We start from the raw sequence: 16,907 nt of genomic DNA on the forward strand, positions 1-16,907 counted from the left end.
GAACAAAACTAAAACGAGACAGGTGCCTCCTTCTCTATGGATTATTCTGCAGGAAGCGAGTTATCGATAGGATCGCTGAGCGAAATCATATCGCTCTTTGCGAAGCAAAGAAATAGAGCGCCAAAAATTTTTCCACAACATAAGCAAACCTGCGCTTCGCTTCATGCAGATTTCCGTAATTCAATGCTTTATGGTTCAATTTCAAAGCAGCAATCTTCTTGTGCTCGCTGAAAATTTTGTTTTTCATCAGAACGAAGGATCGCTCTTCGTTCTGATCGATTCGTTTAGCGATTTATGCGATTCTTTCCATTTGCTTCCTTTACTGAATTCTTGGTCTTTACCTTTGTGTAATGTCCCACTTTGCCTCTGTTTATCTATGACAATTTTCTTTTCCTTTTATAACTCGCAAAAAAATAAATTAGATATTTTGAATCTGTTTTCATCATCCTGAGGGTTTCTTTTTGGAAAAAAGGATAAATAAATTCAAAATTTTGAATCTGTTTTTTCATTTTCCGGAACCGTTCTTTTGTGCGGGCGATTTTTCGCTTGCGCAAACTTTTTCAAAGAGGTCTTTTATGATCATGACAGCTTTAGTTCAAAAAGTTCCTAGACGTTTGGGGGAACTCTTAGGGCCGGAAGGCACCATCGAGTTCGTGGATTATTTAAACCGTGCTTTTGGAAATATCCATTCCAATGCGATTGAAACGGTATCGGATCGATTTGAACTTCGTCTTTCCGACGAGAGTTCCAAGCATCGGGCCGAGATTTCCGGTTTGAAAACCGAATTAAAATCCGAGTTTCAATCGGAGTTTTCAAGGTTACGATCCGAATTTGCGGATTTAAAGTCGGATTTTGCCGAACATCGCGCGGATATTAAATCCGAGATTGCGGAAATTCATAAGGCGATTTCAGTGCAGACGAAATGGATTTTAGGAGCAGTGATCGGGTTGGTAGGAGTATTTTCGATTCTCGTAAAATTCTAATTTTCTCGAACGAACTTTGTTTTCTGCAAATTCCGAAGCGGGTTTGTGGAAAACAGCAGATAGAAAATCGAAAAGCGCTCGAAACGAACGCTGTCTTTGCGTTTTCTGAAATACATCCCCAAAAAACAGAATGATTTTCTTGTTGAGCGGTCGATCCGGCGCGGACTTCTCCGCTTTTCCTAAAAACTTAGGACCTTGTTTTCAAAAAAGTCAATAATCCTTCCAACGCTTTTCTTCGATGCGAAACGGAATTCTTTTCGGATTCGGAAACCTGCGAAAACGGTTTCTGAAACGGCGGATAAATGAAAACGGGATCATAACCGAAACCGTATATTCCAATCGTATCATATTCTTCCGCGATGATTCCTTCGCATTTCCCCTCAAAGGTTCGTTCGGTCGTATCGTCCACATACGCGATCACGCAGGCATAATGCGCGCTGCGGTTCGCGTTTCCTTCGAGTTTTTCCAATAGAAGCAGTGCGCGGCCTTTGTCGTCCAAACCCGGTCCTCCGAATCGTGCGGAATACACTCCTGGTTCTCCGTTTAATGCGGAAACGCAGATTCCCGAATCGTCCGCGATCGAAGGGAGTTTGGTGATTCGATGGAGTTCTCTTGCTTTGATAAGAGCGTTTTCCGCAAACGTAACGCCCGTTTCTTCGGCGTCAAAAGAAACGTTCAAATCCTTGGGAGTAAGGATTTGAACTCCCAGCTCCGTAAGAATGAAGCCGACTTCTTTTACTTTATGCGAGTTGTTTGTGGCGAGGGCGAGTTGTTTCAAAAAACGATCAGCGATTCAATTTGAATTCGTCGAAAGCGTCTTCTATATTCGGGACAACCTTGAAGACCTTATCCAACATCGTGATTTCAAAAAGCTGCAGCAAATCCTCGTCGTTGACCACGATGATGATATCGCCTTCGGCGCTTTTGAATTTCTTTTTGTAAGAAACAATGATGCCTAACGCGGTGGAGCAGATATGATTCACTTCGGTGAGGTCGATGATGATCTTCGGACTCGGATCGAAATTGTGTTCACTCAGATTTCGGTCCAATTCTTCGCTGTCGGATTGAAGAATGGATCCTGCAATTTTAATGATATGAATATCGTCTTGTACGGTTATTTCCATGGCGTCCCGTTACTTCTGTGGCTGTTTGAATTTGGTTTTTCAACAAAAAAACAGGACCGGAACGGGATTTTTGACACCTTTTTCAAGGATTCTTCCGTTTTCTATGTCCCTTGGAGAAAGAATTCTCCGTTTCCCTGGAAAAGCGTCCTTCCGATTGCACTTCTTAAAAAATAAAAGAGAAGAATTTCCTGAAATTTGTGATTCGATCCTGGAATCTTTTGGATTGGTTGGAGCATATAGAATGGGAAAAAAGATCGGATATATAACACTTGGAATTTTATTCTTATTAGTTTTGTCCTATTGGGCAGGTCAAGGACCGAAGGTTGCGATTCCCAAGGACACGAAACCGGGCGCTGAATTCGTTTTTCCGGGAGAAGAGCAAACAACGGCGGATACGCTCGCACTTTTGATTTCTTCCCTGAAAGAAAAATATCCGCAAGGTAGCGAAGCGAAGAGGGACGCGCATCCGTTCGCACACGGCTGTGTGAAAGCGAAGTTCACCGTTGCCTCCTCCGTTCCGGAGGATTTGAAATTTGGAATATTCAATTCTCCTAAAACATATTCCGCGTGGGTGCGTTTCTCGAACGGTTCCATCACGAAAAAGCCCGACTTTGAAGGGGATATCCGCGGAATGGGAATCAAACTTACGGGAGTGGACGGTCCGAAACTCGCTTCCGACGAAAAACGAACGCAGGATTTTTTACTCATCAATCATCCGGTTCTGCCGGTAGGCGCGCCGGACGAATATCTCGCGTTGTTCAAAGCGGCGTTTGCAAAAAAGCCGATGTCGTATTTTTTCGGAGGAATGCCTTGGAATTGGAAGCTGAGCGCTTTGAAAGAATCGATTTCGATCCGCAGAAAAAAGATTCCCGATGTTTTGGAAATTCGTTATTGGAGTACGACTCCGTATCGTTTGGGAAAGGATTCCGTTGCGGTTAAATACTCCGCAAGACCTTGCGAAACGAAAGAATTAAAAGTTCCCGAAAATCCAGCGGAGAATTATCTGCGTCAGACGATGGTTTCTCATTTGAAGGAGAAGTCCGCTTGTTTTGAATTTATGATTCAGAAACAAGGAGATCCGATTTCTATGCCCGTCGAAGATCCTGCCGTTCACTGGAACGAAAGCGATTCTCCCTTTATGCCCGTCGCTAAGATAGAAATTCCGGTTCAGGAATTCGCGACGGAAGAACAGGATCGTTTTTGCGAAAATCTTTCCTTCAATCCTTGGCATTCTCTCGAAGAACACAAACCTTTGGGAGGAATCAACCGTGTTAGAAAACTTGCGTACGAATCGATCGCAAAATACAGACACGAGCAAAACGCAGTAAAACACGTTGAACCGGCGGAATAAAATGAAATATCGAATCCAAAACCCTTTTTCCTTTTTTCAAAAGAACGTTCTTCTTCGAACGGCCGCGTATGTGTTCGTTTGTTGTCTGTTCGTATTAGCAAATCCTTCGTTTGCGCAAACGCAAGGCGGTTATTACGCTTTGGTTTATTCCAAATCGGGAGTGATCGGTTCCATCGAATTCAACGGTATGACGATCGTTCCCGAATCGGGAACGGAAGACATAAGCGGTCAAATCGATTTGAACGTTTGGATTCTCCCCGGCGTGAATCAAATCAAAGTCAAAGGAATCCGCAAAAGAAAAGCGGACGAGTTTGCGCCCAAGATAAAAGCCGTTCTCTATCTCGCGCAAAAAGGCCAATTCCCGGACGAAGGACAAAGGATCGCCGGTTTCGAATGGGAAGAAGGAGAAGGTAAACCGGTTCTTCCGATCGAACAGGACGTTACGTTTACTCCCGCGGAAGTTCCTCCTTCCGAACTCTGGAAGATCGCCGAAGAGATTCAACTGACCGATGAGGATAAACAAAAGATCCAAACGGTCGTTAGCGATCTGTATGAAGGTTTTCAGAAGAAGGACGAGAAAAAACTTTTTGACTTAATGGAGTTTCGAACGAAAGAGTTCGCGCGCGCGAGATATTATTCTCCGGAAGACGATATCAAGGATCTAAAAAAGGGAATCCGGAGTATTCTCAAAACCGTGGGCGGAAAATTGGACAAACTCGAATTGAACGAACTTCAATATCGGTTGATCTCGGATAAGAAGGTCGTCGTCGTTACGTTGAAATCCGGAAAGAGCCCGATCGAAAACAAAAAGAAAGGATTCTCCGTTCCTTTGCATCTTTCCAAAGTAAAAGGAGAATGGATTCTTTCGCGTTAATGCTCTGAATTATAATTCGAAGTCCGTTCCGTAGGAAGGGCTTCTGCGTATATCTTGACAAAACGAAAAATTATATTAGGTTTTTAACATGGACGTGAAAACCCCTTTGCAGCAGATTCTCTTTTGGTTTCGGAGTTCTCTTACGATTCGGATTATCGGAATCGGTATTTTGGCTCTTTTGCTTTTGATCCCTTCGTTTATGGTTTCGAATCTGATCCAAGAACGCGAACAAACGCGAAACGCGGCCGAGGAGGAAGTCACTTCGAAGTGGGGCGGGTATCAAACGATAGGAGGTCCGATCGTTTCCGTTCCTTTTTACGATTCGATCAAAAACGATCGCGGAGAATCGGAACGGATTCTGCGTTATGCGCACTTTCTTCCCGAAGATTTGCAGATTACGGGAACGGTAAAACCGGAAAAAAGATACAGAGGAATTTATATCGTTCCTTTGTATCAGGCCGAGTTGAAGATCAACGGAAGTTTTTCCGCTCTCGATAATCATTCTCTTCCGATTTCCAACCGCGACCTGCTTTGGTCCGATGCGTTTCTTTCGCTCGGCATCAGCGACGTAAAAGGAATCCGTGAAAAGATTTCCATTCAACTCGGGGGCGACACGAAAGAGATGGGGCCCGGCACGAGAACGAACGACGTATTCGTTTCCGGGGTGAACGTAAAACATTCTTGGGATCCGAGTCGTTCGAAAACATTCTCCTTAAAACTTTCGTTTAACGGAAGTAAGGAGTTGTATTTTCTGCCGATGGCAAAGGAAACCAAGGTGAACATCGATTCTCCTTGGCAAACTCCGTCGTTTGAAGGGGATTTTTTACCCGATTTTCGGGACATTACGAGTTCCGGTTTTAAAGCGAACTGGAAAGTGTTGGAATTGAATCGGAATTATCCTCAGGATTTTATAGGCGATGCGGAATCCGGTCAAGTTAACGGTTATCGTTTCGGAGTTCGGTTCCTTTTGCCGGTCGACGAATACCACAAGACGATCCGTTCCTCCAAATACAGCGAACTCTTTCTTCTTCTGACCTTTATCACGTATTTCTTTATCGAAGTGTATAAGAAGGTGAGGCTTCACTTTATCCAATACTTGCTTTTGGGATTTGCGGTATTGCTGTTCTATATTATGCTTTTATCATTAACGGAACACATTCCGTTCAACGTTTCCTACTGGATCGCAAGTTCTTTGATTCTCGCGTTGGTGACTTTGTATTCCCGCGCTTTTTTCAAGGGCGAAGCGGTCTTTCTTGTCGCGGGCGGAACGATCTTCGCGTTTTATCTATTCTTCTTTACCTTGCTTCAGCTCGAAGACTTCGCGTTGCTTGTGGGAACGTTCGGCTTGTTTATCCTTCTCGCGATCGCTATGTATTTTACGCGGAGAATTCAGGAATTGGAATCGAACAAGGATTCTCAATCGTAGAATTTTAATCCGTCCGATCGGGTTCCTTTTTCGGAAAATGAATTGTAGAATGATTCGGATCGTTCACTCTGACCCACCATGAACGATCTGAATCGGAAACAATTTATCAAATCCTTCTTTTATTTGGTTTTAAGCGGGTTTGCTTTGGACCTGCTTTCGAAAGATAAGAAGGAAAAATCGAAGCCCTCTTTGACGAATGAGAGTTCGAGCGTAAAAAACGCGCATCCCGATTCCAATTTTAAGAGCGTCTATCTCGATTCTAAGTTGAGAAATGAATTCTTTCTCTTTCTTCAAAACGTTTATCATCTTTATCCCGAAGCGGACTTTCACAAGCTTATATTCGAACTTTCCCAATCGAAACAAAACGATAGGGAAATTTACGAAGCGATTCTAAAGGAAATTCCTCAGATCAAACCTTTTGCAGGGATTATAACATACGCGCTTCCCGCTCTCAAAAAACAAAAGTTGGAAATCTCGAAAGAAGTGGGCGATTTGTTAGGCGAAGGCAGTCGATTCAACGGGTATTTGGAAATCGGAACCACGGGAAGATACGTTTCCAATCTCCAAAAGAAGATGCACATAGAGGGCGCCGTCTTCGTGTTAAACGATCTCGAACCGAAATACAGTCTGGAAGATTTGGTCGAGCGCGGACAAATTGCAAAGGTGGGGAAATTCGTTTCTCTCGGGGATTATGATCCGATTCCCGAAGCGGCGATTGCGCCGGAAAGTTTGGATTTGGTCACGAACTTCATCGGCTTTCACCATTCTCCCGCAAAACGGCTCGACGGTTTTATCAAATCGATCGCAAAGGTTTTGAAACCCGGAGGAAAGCTCGTTCTTCGCGATCACGATGTGAACTCGAAAGAGATGCGTTCCATCGTCGCTTTGGCCCACGATGTGTATAACGCAGGCCTGGAAATTTCTTGGGACGAAACTTCTCGTCAGATACGGAACTTTACTTCCGTTTCCGAGATCGAACAGCGAGTCGGCGAGTTCGGTTTAAAACCCTTGGGCAAATATATTCTTCAAAAAGGCGATCCCACTAAAAACACTCTGATGGCATTCGTAAAATCCGCATGAAAAAACTCATTCTTCTTCTTTTCGTCTTTGCCAGTTCCCTTTTCGCCGATCCGGCGATCGTAAACGACGTCACCCAGATCAATCCGATTCCGGTCGCAAGAGTCGTCGCACCGAAAACGTTAGACGAAATACAGAACTTGGTAAAGAATCATAACGGCCCGATTTCGATCGGAGGCGGAAGGTTTTCCATGGGCGGTCAGATCGCAACGGAGAACGCGTTGTTCATCGACACGAGGGAGTTCGATAAAATTCTTTCGTTTGACGCAAAGACAAAGATGATCACGGTGGAACCCGGAATTACCTGGAGAAAACTCCAGGAATTCATCGATCCTTTCGGTCTTTCCGTTCAGATCAAACAGACGTATTCCAACTTTACGATCGGAGGCTCTCTCAGCGTTAACGCGCACGGAAGATATATCGGTTACGGTCCGATGATCCTTTCGGTTCGTTCCATCAAAGTCGTGTTAGCCGATGGAAAACTCGTGAACGCGAGCCCTAAGGAAAATCCGGAAATCTTCTTTGCCGCGGTCGGCGGTTACGGCGGAATCGGCGTCATTGCAGAGGTGACTCTTGCGTTGACGGACAACAAAAAGGTAAAACGTTCCGTAAAAAAACTGCCGATCACGGAATACAAAAAATTCTTTTTTGAAAACGTTCGTAATAACGCAAAAGCGCAGTTTCACAACGGGGATATCTATCCTCCCGCTTATGAAAACGTAAACGCGGTTACTTGGGAAGAAACGGAAGAACCCGTGACGGTGGAAGACAAGATCGTTCCCGTGAAGGAAAGTTATTGGCTTGAGAATCTCATCTACTTCTGGTTAACCGAACTTCCTTACGGAAAAGAATTGAGGGAGTCCGTTTTGGATCCGCTTTATTACCGCAAGGATCGAGTCGTCTGGAGAAATTACGAAGCCAGTTACGACGTTCAGGAATTGGAACCGCCGACTCGAAGAATCAGCACGTATGTTTTACAGGAATACTTCGTTCCGGTCGAGAAGTTCGACGAATTTTATCCGTTGATGCGTTCGATCCTGCAAAAGCACGACGTCAACGTGATGAACATTTCGATCCGTCACGCAAAAGCGGATTCTGGTTCTTATTTGGCTTGGGGAAGAACGGAGGTTTTTTCCTTCGTGATTTATTACAAACAACGAGTTTACGAAAGCGCCAGAAAAGAAGTCGGTGTTTGGACGAGAGAGTTGATCGATGCGGTAACGAGCGTGGGCGGCGCTTATTATCTTCCTTATCAGCTTCATGCGACGGTTTCGCAGTTTCACAAGGCGTATCCGAATGCGGACCGCTTCTTAGCATTAAAAAGAAAACTGGATCCGAGCTACAAGTTCCGAAACAAGCTCTGGGACAAATATTATTTTCATAAGGAAGAAGACAAAAAGATCCGGCTCGAATTGGATTCCCTCAAGAATTATTCGCGCAACGAGGATCAGACCTTTTTGACGCTGCCGGAATGGTATATCGTTTTCAGTTCGGACGAATATGTAAATTTCCTAAAGCATTCTCCTCCGAGCGCGTTTCCGTATTGGGGAAGCGTCGCGCAGTTTTGGAGGATTTACGGAAGGGTGATCGTAAAAACTTGGAATTCGTACGAGTTCAATTGGGGTTATCATCTGATGATCAACGTGATCGGAATCAGTTATTCGGGAGAATTGATTCTAAAATCCCTCTATGAGAACACGATCGGAAGAATCACGGAATGGATCGCAGGAACTTCGGGGCTTACGCCGGAAACGAACGTCGAATCTTACATGCAAAAAGTTGCAAGAGAATACACAGATTTCGTTCGTCTTCGTCCTTGGTATGAATATCCGTTTTATTCCAAGTTCAAGGAATTTTGGACGATTCGGGACGGGGAGGGAACGAGCGTTATCCGTAGATGGGAACGGAGAATGTTTTTTTCGGCCGAACTTCTTGCTAAAGCGACATACGGAAAATTGATTGCGATGGGAACGGAATCCGTTTACGAACCGGAAACGTTCGAAGTGACGGCCTGGGTCAAGGAAAACGGCCGCAGTGCGATCCGCAAAATTCCGAGATACGAGGCGTTTACGCAGACCGTCCCGCAGCTCGTAAAGAAAAACGTTTCCTTCACGGAAATCGCGGGGAATAAACAAATTCTTTTGACCTTGATCGTTCCCGTTGATGCGAATCTACGCGATCAAGAAACGATACTCTACGAATGGAAGATTTTGACCGAGCCGAATTTAAAACGAACCGCGGTCATCGTTCCGATTTCAAGACTTCATGAAATTCTAATAAAGGCGGAATCGAACGGATATAAGCTCGACCATATCTTCGATTATTGAGTTTTATTGATGCGTTTTAAAAGGCATAGAAAAATGCGCTTTATGGATCGGAAGCCTCAAGCTTTCGCCTGCGAATCAGCGCGCAACGCTCAGCCGGCTTTTGATTGTTTCGCTCTCTATAGATCGCTCGATATATTTCTAGATTTTATGCGGGTTCGTTTAAATCCGTCTTGCTGATTTCACTCGAATTGAAATTCTTCACAACATGAGATATATACTTCAATTCTTTTGTTTTCTTGCGTTTGTATCCTGCGCCGTAACTTCGCGTCCGTCAACGATCGTAACCAAGGGGAAACCGGTTTCCGTAAATAATTTCGTTCCAACTCCGAAAGGTCCGATCGTATTTCAAAAAATAACGGCCGCCGATTGGGTCGTGGACCGTGGAGGTCTGATCAATCTGAAAGATCCGAAGGCGAAAGCGGCCGGATTAAAATCCGAGGAAGAACCGATTCAGATTTATTTTTACGTGATCGATCATCCTAAGTTCGGCAGATACGTGATCGATACAGGTCTTTCTCAGGTTTTTAGAAAGGATCCGAAAGAATGGCCCGTTTCCTGGATCGTAGCTTCGGTGATGAATACGTCCGCTCTGAAGGTAAAACTTACCGTCGACGAATGGCTCAAGAAAGAACCGAAAAAAGTGGAAGGAATTTTCCTAACTCATTTACACCTCGATCACATCATGGGGACGAGCGATTTCTCCTCCGATGTTCCTATTTACGTAGGGCCGAACGAAGCCACGAATAAGAAGTTCATCAATTCTCTGGTGCAAGGGAGCACAGACGGTCTGTTAGGCGAGAAGGTTTCCTTTTCGGAATTGGACTTTGCGGAGGCGGCAAAGAATTCTTCCTATCCTGCGATCGACTTTTTCGGAGATCAATCCTTGATCATCATTCACGTGGAAGGTCATACGAAAGGAAGTCTTGCGTTTCTGATTCAGAGTTCTTCCGGTTCCCATCTTATTCTCGGCGATTCCTGTCATACGAGCTGGGGTTGGGAGAACGGCGTAAGCCCGGGCGATTTTACGGAGGATCAGGAAAAGAATCAGTCGAGCCTGAATTTCCTAAAGGAATTCGCCTCTAAAATTACCGGTATTCGCGTCCATCCGGGTCATCAGAGTTTACCCGAAAAATAAGTTTTAGAAATTTAGAATGTACGAAATTATTCCTACGGAGAATATAAATGAAAGAAATTGACCGTTCCAAACCGGTTCTTGTCACCGGAGGCGCCGGGTATATCGCGTCCTGGGTGATTCGATATCTGCTCGAAGACGGAGTTTCCGTGCGCGCAACCGTTCGGAATAAATCGGATTCCGCGAAGATATCGCATCTTCTGAAACTCGCGGAACGTTTTCCGGGTAAACTGGAATTTTACGAAGCGGATCTTTTGAAGGAAGGATCCTTTTTGAATGCGATGACGGACAAGGGAGGAGTGGAATTGATCATTCATACCGCTTCTCCGTTTTTTATAGACGGGATCAAAAACCCGCAGAAGGAACTTGTTGAACCGGCAGTATTAGGAACTAAGAATATTCTGGAATCTGCAAATGCAAGCCCTTCGGTGAAACGAATCGTTCTGACATCCAGCGTTGCGGCCGTGATGGGAGATAATATCGACGCCTCATCCCTTCCCAATCGAAGACTTTCGGAAGAACACTGGAATACGACGAGCAATCTCGGTCACCAACCGTATCCGTATTCCAAAACGCTCGCGGAAAAAGAGGCGTGGAAGATCGCCGATGCACAATCGCGATGGGATCTGATCACGATCAATCCTTCGTTCGTGATGGGACCTTCCGTTTCGGACAGAGCGGACGGAACGAGCGTGAACTTTATGCTTTCTATGATTAACGGTAAATTCGCTCCGGGCGTTCCCGATATGATGATCGGATTTGTGGATGTTCGCGACGTAGCTCGCGCTCATATCCTTGCGGGATTCACTCCTTCCGCAAAAGGCCGTCATATCGTTTCGAATACGACTTTGAAGTTTTTGGACGTTGCAAAGGTGATTCGGGAAAAATATGGAAAGCGATTTCCGACCCCGAAAAGTTCCCTGCCTAAGTTTGTGACCTATTTGATCGGGCCGTTTTTCGGATTATCCTGGTCGTATATTTCGCGTAACGTGGGAATCCCTTTTGAGCTCGATCATTCGTATAGCAAAAAAGATTTAGGTCTGACGTATCGTCCTATTTCGGAAACGTTCGTGGAGCATATCGAGCAGATCGTTTCTTCTAAGATGCTTTCGAAAAAAGGCGCTTAAAAATTTCCAACGAGGAAAATTCCGTTTTGGGTTGAAAATGAAACCCAAAACGGAGATCGGGGCGATCGATTTTCCGTTTTTCGTTTTTTTGAATTGGGCTTCTTGAGCGGAAAATATAAGAAAATTAGAATATTAGCAAGCGTCTCCACCCGACAAAAACATCGTTTGCAGCTGATTGTTCTTGATCCTTGCAAACTCGTTTATGTAGCCGTCGTAACCGTTGTGATGGAGAATCAAAACCGGAGTTCCGTTTTCATCCAAGTCGAGAGCGTCGTTTAGGTGATATTGGCCCCCATAAACGGCCTGATCCTTACTCAAAACATCGAATTTTTCGAAGATCCTCTTTCCTACTTCCCCGTTGTTTAGCTCGTAAATCGCCGCGTAATAAGCTTTTTCTTCCGGTTCGACCCGAAGTGCGTAACGAATATAAATATATTCTTTTTCCGGAGCTTTGATAGAATTGAAATCCCCCCGTTTTACGAACTTCAATTCCGCCGCTTTCGGATATTTTTTCTTGAAGATTGCCGCCGCGGAGGAATCGAGTAATGCGCCGATTTTTTCAGAGGGCTCGTAACGATCCGATCGTACTTTGTCGCCGATCTTGGAACCGAACATCGCATAAACGGAATTTTCATACGTATTCAGTTTTTTGAATGCAGCTAAGTTCCCGCGAACGACTCGGATTTCCTGACAACCGGTGGTTTCTTTTTTTTCGGGCGAGAATTCTCCCGCTATGCTTGCACGTTCGTATGCGTTCGCCTTTTCTTTTTCCTGTATCGCTTTCTTCTCCAAATAGTACGCTTCCGCGGAGAAGTCGCTCGCGGAAAACCATTGATTTTTAATGCGAATCGCTAACGATCGAAACCAAGATCCTTCCGTGCTTGTATAAACGGAACCGAAGAGCTTTGCACTGGAAAGATCTTCCGGAGATTTTTTACTTAAAAACTCGGATGAGGCATATCCTTTTGCTCCCGACTTTGTAGAGATCTCCTGCCATTCTTCATATTGGGAATCTTCTTTGACGAAAACGACTTCTCCTTTTTCCAGTTGAAACAACACTTTTCCGTCTTTCGGTTTTTCCCTTACGTTCAATTTTCCTTCCGAAGTCAAAACGTATCTCTGAAATTTTTTATCCTGAGCGTGGTTGGATTCTGCAAGAACGGCGATCCACAAAAGAGATATGATCGCGAAAAGTTTCGTTAAGGATTGGATGGAGATTTTTTTCATGTGCTACTTCTTCGGATTGGGGTTGGTGAGAGGGAATTGTTTACGATTTCTCTTTCCTTTCAATAAAAATTCAGAAAATAAAATTTTAGTATTTTATGGTAATCTTATAGTAGTGTTAAAATGAAAAACCCAAGCTTGATTAGCTTGGGTTTTCGAAACTTAAGTCTAAACTAACTTCTTAGTTCGTCAGCTGAAACGTAGATCCAGATGCGCTGTTGGAAGTTAAAATGATCGTATAAGCTCCAGCAACATTGAATCGAATCGATCCAGAAGCGGTAATGTTTGAAGTTCCTGTAAGTACTGTATAGTCAGTTCCGGCAACTGCCAATGTGGAAGAAGTTGAAAGTGGGCAATTCCCTTTGTATATAACGTAAGAGTAAGAGCCGGAAGAATTTCCAAAAGATCCAATTGAATTCGCAGGTGCGGACGCAATTTGGATCGCTCCTATGCCAATTGCGCCACTTGTAGTAAAGCTAATAGATTGAACTCCACCGTTTTGGGTTGCAGAGATGGAAGCGATGGGAAGTGTAATCCCCGCCGCAGTGTAAGTGCAAGTATTCGCTCCGCTCAATGCGAGAAGAAGAGCGAGGTTGGTTGTATCGTCGTCCTTTTCGTCTTTTTTACACGCAGAAAGAAGGCTGATCAGAACGAGACAGACTCCAATTTTTTTAACTAATTTCATTTTGAAAATCTCCAAGAATTTTGAAATATTACATCGATTTGGCGAAGGCCGGTCAAGTTTTTTTGATTTTGGATGTTTACCTTTTTATAAATCGAAAAACAGAATGTTTTAAATTCGGCGCTGAGTGAATCAAATAGCATGGAAGAGCTTTTAGTGTAAACGCAAGTATAGGAAATAAATTTCATTTAGAAATTTTTGTCGGCGTTTCAGATTATTTTTATTTAAAAAAATCAAATTTTTTGTCCGTGTAAAAAACGAAACGAATATAACTAGCTCTGAAAATTTTAACCTTTTCATTCCGCATTCTATATAAGAAAAGAAACGTTCACAATTTTCATCCGATCCTTGTGGTTATTTATTCAGGGCCAGCGTCATGTCGGATTACAGAGGAAAATCGAAATGTAGAATGGTTTTTGTGAGGATTTTGTTTTTACAGAATCAAACTCTACGATCAAAGCTTTCTTGCTGGAAAGTGCGAATACTGTATATTCTTATCTCTTTATAAGAACCGCTCAAAAGCAATCGAATCAACGGAGTTTGCCTAATTAGAATATTGCGGAAACTGAATCTGTTTTCATAAAAGTAAACAAAGGACTAAAGCCACATTAAAAAAACAGCATGCTCGCACAAGTTCCCTTATGCTTCTCGCTCTTAAGTAGCAATTCAGTCCCTGCCAGTTTCGCAAAATCTCTGCAAAGTTTGATTCCTAATCCCGCACCATTTTCGTTGAGAGTTCCGGGGCAAGTGTACGATTCTTTCGAGAAAACGCGTTCCAATTCTTCCGAAGTCATTCCGATCCCTTCGTCTTCGACGCAGATGAGTTGTTTTTGATCGGAGATTTTTTTGGCCTTCAGATAAATCTTTCCACCGGGTTTGGAGAATTTGAGAGCGTTAACGAATAAGTTTCGCACGATCACTTTGAAGATATCTTTGTCGCTGAAGAGTGCGATCTCTTGGTCGAATTGCATCTCGACTTGAATGCATTTCAGTTGAACGTAGTCGTTGTAAAGCGCCGAAAGTTCTTCCAAAATCGGAATCGGCGAGAACGAAGTCTTATTGACCACGATGCTTCTCGAGTTCGCCTTCACCCAGTTCAGAGTGTTGTCGATTAGATCGATCGTGAGATACGTTTGAATATTCAATTTCGAAAGATATGGATACAATTCCGAAGCGGAAATTCCTTCGTTTTTGAAAAGAGAAATCAGAGATATGATCTGAATCAAAGGCGTTCTCAAATCATGCGCGAGAATGGATAAGAGCTGCGTTTTCGTGGAGTTGTTGTGACTCAGTTCGAGGTTTAAGGTTTCGAGATCGTGTATGTCCTGAAACGCGACCGCGTTGAGTTCTCCGAACTCGGTGCTTCGAACGTGAAACCACCGTTCTCCGTTGTTCTTGGTTCGGATTTTTGCCTTCATCGAGGCGTTGTGTTTGCCGCTTTTTCTTCCGAAATCGACTTCGGACCACCATTCATCCTCGATTTGTTTTCGATAGATATCGTCCGGATAGGCCTGTTGAAACCAGTCTTGAAGCGTGGGGATTTCCTGGATTTTATAGCCGATATGTTCGCGAAAACTCTTGTTGAGGTAGAGCGTTTGGAATTGGTCCCCTTTGACATGCGAAAGAAGCACCGGGCATGGTACGAATTCCACAAAACGTATTTTATCCCCGATGTGATCTAAGGCTTCCTGAATCAATTCCATTTTATTCGGTTCCGCATCGTATTCGAAATATGCTTCGAATCTTTCTAATATAAAGAATGCCTAATAGTATACTCCACGAGCCTGATTCTCAAATAAAAAAATAATTTACCGCCGAAAAACGGAATTTTGTTTGTGTCAAAATTCTGTCTTAAATATTCAGAATCCATAATTTACCTTTCGATTTGAAGCATTTTGAATCTTCGGTAATCCGAGTAGAAGCTCGCATTTTTCGCGATTTTTTATAGAACATATTCGGAAAGTATAATATACGGAAAGCGACCGTCTCTGATCTTTCGTTTTTTCCGTTTTCCCTTCCAAAAAAGAATTCTTTGTAAGCGGAATATAAGTGGGTTTTGGAGCAATTCGGCTAATATGCTCGTTCAGTGAAAATTTCCCGTTCGGGAAAAGCAAAATATACAAAAGGTGAAACATATGAAGAGAATTCTATCGATTCTCGCCATTTCTCTCGTTTTGGGAGCGATGGGGAATCTTTACGCAAGCCGCGGAGCGGTGGTGGAAAATCCGATCGACGTTTTTGAAAAATCTTTCGAAAACAAGGTTCTTTCCATTCAGAGAAAAACCCAAGTCAACGCGAACCTTCCGGTTCATCGGGCTCTTTTTTACGGAACCCATAACTCTTATAACAGCAAATCGTATGCGGGACCGTTCTTCTCATACGCGTTTCCGAATCAAAAATATTCGATCGGCGAACAACTTCGATTAGGCGCACGCTTTATCGAATTGGACATTCATTGGACCTTGGGTCTGCGCGCGCGCAAAGAACTTCTTCTTTGTCACGGGCAAGATAGTCACGTCGGCTGCAACGTTTTCGATCGTCCTTTTTACAAAGGTCTCGAAGAAGTTCGTGCTTGGGTTTCCAATCCCGCGAACCGTAACGAAGTTCTTCTTCTTTATATCGAAGATAAATTCGACGGTCATTCTTCCGAAGCTCTTCAAACGCTGAAGGATTATCTCGATCCTTGGTTGTATCGTTATTCGGGAAGTTGTTCGGACGTTCCTGCCCCGGAGAATATGCCGAAACTCGGCGATATGGTTTCTTCCAATCGAAGAATTCTTCTGATGAGCAACGGCTGCTACGATTCTCAATGGAGCGTTTATTTCAAAAGAATCTTTTTCGGTTCCACAACGGGAAGTCCGAAAAATTTCCGCGGTTATCCGGACTGCAATTATTCCAGAGCGACTTACAATTCCACGATGGTGCGTTTCTTCAACGATACTACGAATTACTTCGGCTTTTACGACGGCGTGAAAGAAAGCGGTTCATTCACAAACGCTAATATTTCCTCCATGCTTTCCTGCGAAGTGAACGTTTTCGGAATCGATCAGTTCGATCCCGATTTTGCGAAACAAGCGATCTGGTCCTGGAATGCTTCCGAACCGAACAACTGGGCGGGCAACGAAAACTGCGCCGTTATGTGGAGCAACGGAAGATGGAACGATCTCAACTGTTCCGCTGCAAACCGTTTCTCTTGTAAGGATTCTACCGGTAACTGGTATGTGACCTCAGGCGGCGGTTCTTGGTCTTCCGGTAATTCCCAGTGTTCTGCGGAAACCGCTGGTCGTTTTAAATTCTCCGCTCCTTTGACTCCGTATGAAAACAAAAAACTTCTGGAAGCGAAGAGCGCGGCGGGCGCGGGCGATCTTTGGCTGAACCTTACAGATCAAGGCTCCGAAGGAAACTGGACTCCTGGCAACTAACGTTTTCAAGCCACTCTTTTAAAGAATCTTCGCGGGACGGATGCAGATCCGTCCCCTTTTTTTGTCCTAATTATTTGAAACGGAGGAACAAAAATAGATGGAAATTTCTTATTTTTGTGACAGTCTTATGACCTAAATTTCAGGATATTAAGCGAAAC

General features: G+C 43.9%; 15 protein-coding genes. 9 read left to right on the forward strand and 6 right to left on the reverse strand.

Annotated features, from left to right (window positions below):
* Window positions 1-85: 85 nt before the first annotated feature.
* Window positions 86-247 carry a hypothetical protein gene (locus DLM76_RS21540; RefSeq protein ID WP_158586376.1) on the reverse strand — a complete coding sequence of 54 codons (162 nt, stop codon included), beginning with the start codon at window positions 245-247 and terminating at the stop codon, window positions 86-88.
* A gap of 334 nt (window positions 248-581) precedes the next feature.
* On the opposite strand from DLM76_RS21540, the gene DLM76_RS08235 reads away from it, so the two are divergent.
* Complete coding sequence (locus DLM76_RS08235) at window positions 582-983, forward strand: LA_3696 family protein (RefSeq protein ID WP_118954591.1); 402 nt, start codon at window positions 582-584, stop codon at window positions 981-983.
* A gap of 187 nt (window positions 984-1,170) precedes the next feature.
* Here DLM76_RS08235 and rdgB read toward each other — a convergent pair whose 3' ends face one another.
* Window positions 1,171-1,761, reverse strand: a complete 591-nt coding sequence (rdgB, locus tag DLM76_RS08240; protein WP_118964885.1) for an RdgB/HAM1 family non-canonical purine NTP pyrophosphatase — start codon at window positions 1,759-1,761, stop codon at window positions 1,171-1,173.
* Between the two features lie 7 nt (window positions 1,762-1,768).
* Window positions 1,769-2,107 carry an STAS domain-containing protein gene (locus tag DLM76_RS08245; RefSeq protein WP_010572667.1) on the reverse strand — a complete coding sequence of 113 codons (339 nt, stop codon included), beginning with the start codon at window positions 2,105-2,107 and terminating at the stop codon, window positions 1,769-1,771.
* Between the two features lie 241 nt (window positions 2,108-2,348).
* Between DLM76_RS08245 and DLM76_RS08255 the strand changes: the two genes are divergently transcribed.
* The 7 genes from DLM76_RS08255 to DLM76_RS08285 all read left to right on the forward strand — a co-directional run bounded on the left by DLM76_RS08255 (window position 2,349) and on the right by DLM76_RS08285 (window position 11,421).
* Complete coding sequence (locus tag DLM76_RS08255) at window positions 2,349-3,458, forward strand: catalase family protein (RefSeq protein WP_118964965.1); 1,110 nt, start codon at window positions 2,349-2,351, stop codon at window positions 3,456-3,458.
* A gap of 1 nt (window position 3,459) precedes the next feature.
* Window positions 3,460-4,332: a hypothetical protein gene (locus tag DLM76_RS08260; RefSeq protein WP_241548199.1), complete on the forward strand. Its 873-nt coding sequence runs from the start codon at window positions 3,460-3,462 to the stop codon at window positions 4,330-4,332.
* 88 nt (window positions 4,333-4,420) lie between these two features.
* Window positions 4,421-5,758, forward strand: a complete 1,338-nt coding sequence (gene creD, locus DLM76_RS08265) for a cell envelope integrity protein CreD (RefSeq protein WP_118964886.1) — start codon at window positions 4,421-4,423, stop codon at window positions 5,756-5,758.
* Between the two features lie 78 nt (window positions 5,759-5,836).
* Window positions 5,837-6,838, forward strand: coding sequence for a class I SAM-dependent methyltransferase (locus DLM76_RS08270; RefSeq protein ID WP_118964887.1), 1,002 nt, complete (start codon window positions 5,837-5,839; stop codon window positions 6,836-6,838).
* Window positions 6,835-9,162: an FAD-binding protein gene (locus tag DLM76_RS08275; protein ID WP_118964888.1), complete on the forward strand. Its 2,328-nt coding sequence runs from the start codon at window positions 6,835-6,837 to the stop codon at window positions 9,160-9,162. Before DLM76_RS08270 ends, DLM76_RS08275 begins: the two co-directional genes overlap by 4 nt.
* Before the next feature lie 205 nt (window positions 9,163-9,367).
* Complete coding sequence (locus DLM76_RS08280; protein ID WP_118964889.1) at window positions 9,368-10,297, forward strand: MBL fold metallo-hydrolase; 930 nt, start codon at window positions 9,368-9,370, stop codon at window positions 10,295-10,297.
* Window positions 10,298-10,344: 47 nt separating this feature from the next.
* Window positions 10,345-11,421: an SDR family oxidoreductase gene (locus DLM76_RS08285; RefSeq protein ID WP_118964890.1), complete on the forward strand. Its 1,077-nt coding sequence runs from the start codon at window positions 10,345-10,347 to the stop codon at window positions 11,419-11,421.
* A gap of 132 nt (window positions 11,422-11,553) precedes the next feature.
* On the opposite strand, the gene DLM76_RS08290 is transcribed toward DLM76_RS08285, so the two are convergent.
* The 3 genes from DLM76_RS08290 to DLM76_RS08305 all read right to left on the reverse strand — a co-directional run bounded on the left by DLM76_RS08290 (window position 11,554) and on the right by DLM76_RS08305 (window position 15,030).
* Window positions 11,554-12,648, reverse strand: coding sequence for an SH3 domain-containing protein (locus DLM76_RS08290; protein ID WP_118964891.1), 1,095 nt, complete (start codon window positions 12,646-12,648; stop codon window positions 11,554-11,556).
* A 178-nt stretch (window positions 12,649-12,826) separates the two neighbouring features.
* Window positions 12,827-13,330 carry a hypothetical protein gene (locus tag DLM76_RS08295; protein ID WP_118964892.1) on the reverse strand — a complete coding sequence of 168 codons (504 nt, stop codon included), beginning with the start codon at window positions 13,328-13,330 and terminating at the stop codon, window positions 12,827-12,829.
* A 605-nt stretch (window positions 13,331-13,935) separates the two neighbouring features.
* Window positions 13,936-15,030 carry a PAS domain-containing sensor histidine kinase gene (locus DLM76_RS08305; RefSeq protein WP_118957919.1) on the reverse strand — a complete coding sequence of 365 codons (1,095 nt, stop codon included), beginning with the start codon at window positions 15,028-15,030 and terminating at the stop codon, window positions 13,936-13,938.
* 432 nt (window positions 15,031-15,462) lie between these two features.
* Between DLM76_RS08305 and DLM76_RS08315 the strand changes: the two genes are divergently transcribed.
* The gene (locus DLM76_RS08315) at window positions 15,463-16,749 is read left to right on the forward strand and encodes a phosphoinositide-specific phospholipase C-related protein (RefSeq protein WP_118964894.1); all 1,287 of its coding nucleotides are present in this window, start codon (window positions 15,463-15,465) and stop codon (window positions 16,747-16,749) included.
* Window positions 16,750-16,907 lie beyond the last annotated feature (158 nt).

The sequence above is a fragment of the Leptospira yasudae genome, from assembly GCF_003545925.1.
Taxonomy (GTDB): Bacteria; Spirochaetota; Leptospiria; order Leptospirales; family Leptospiraceae; genus Leptospira; species Leptospira yasudae.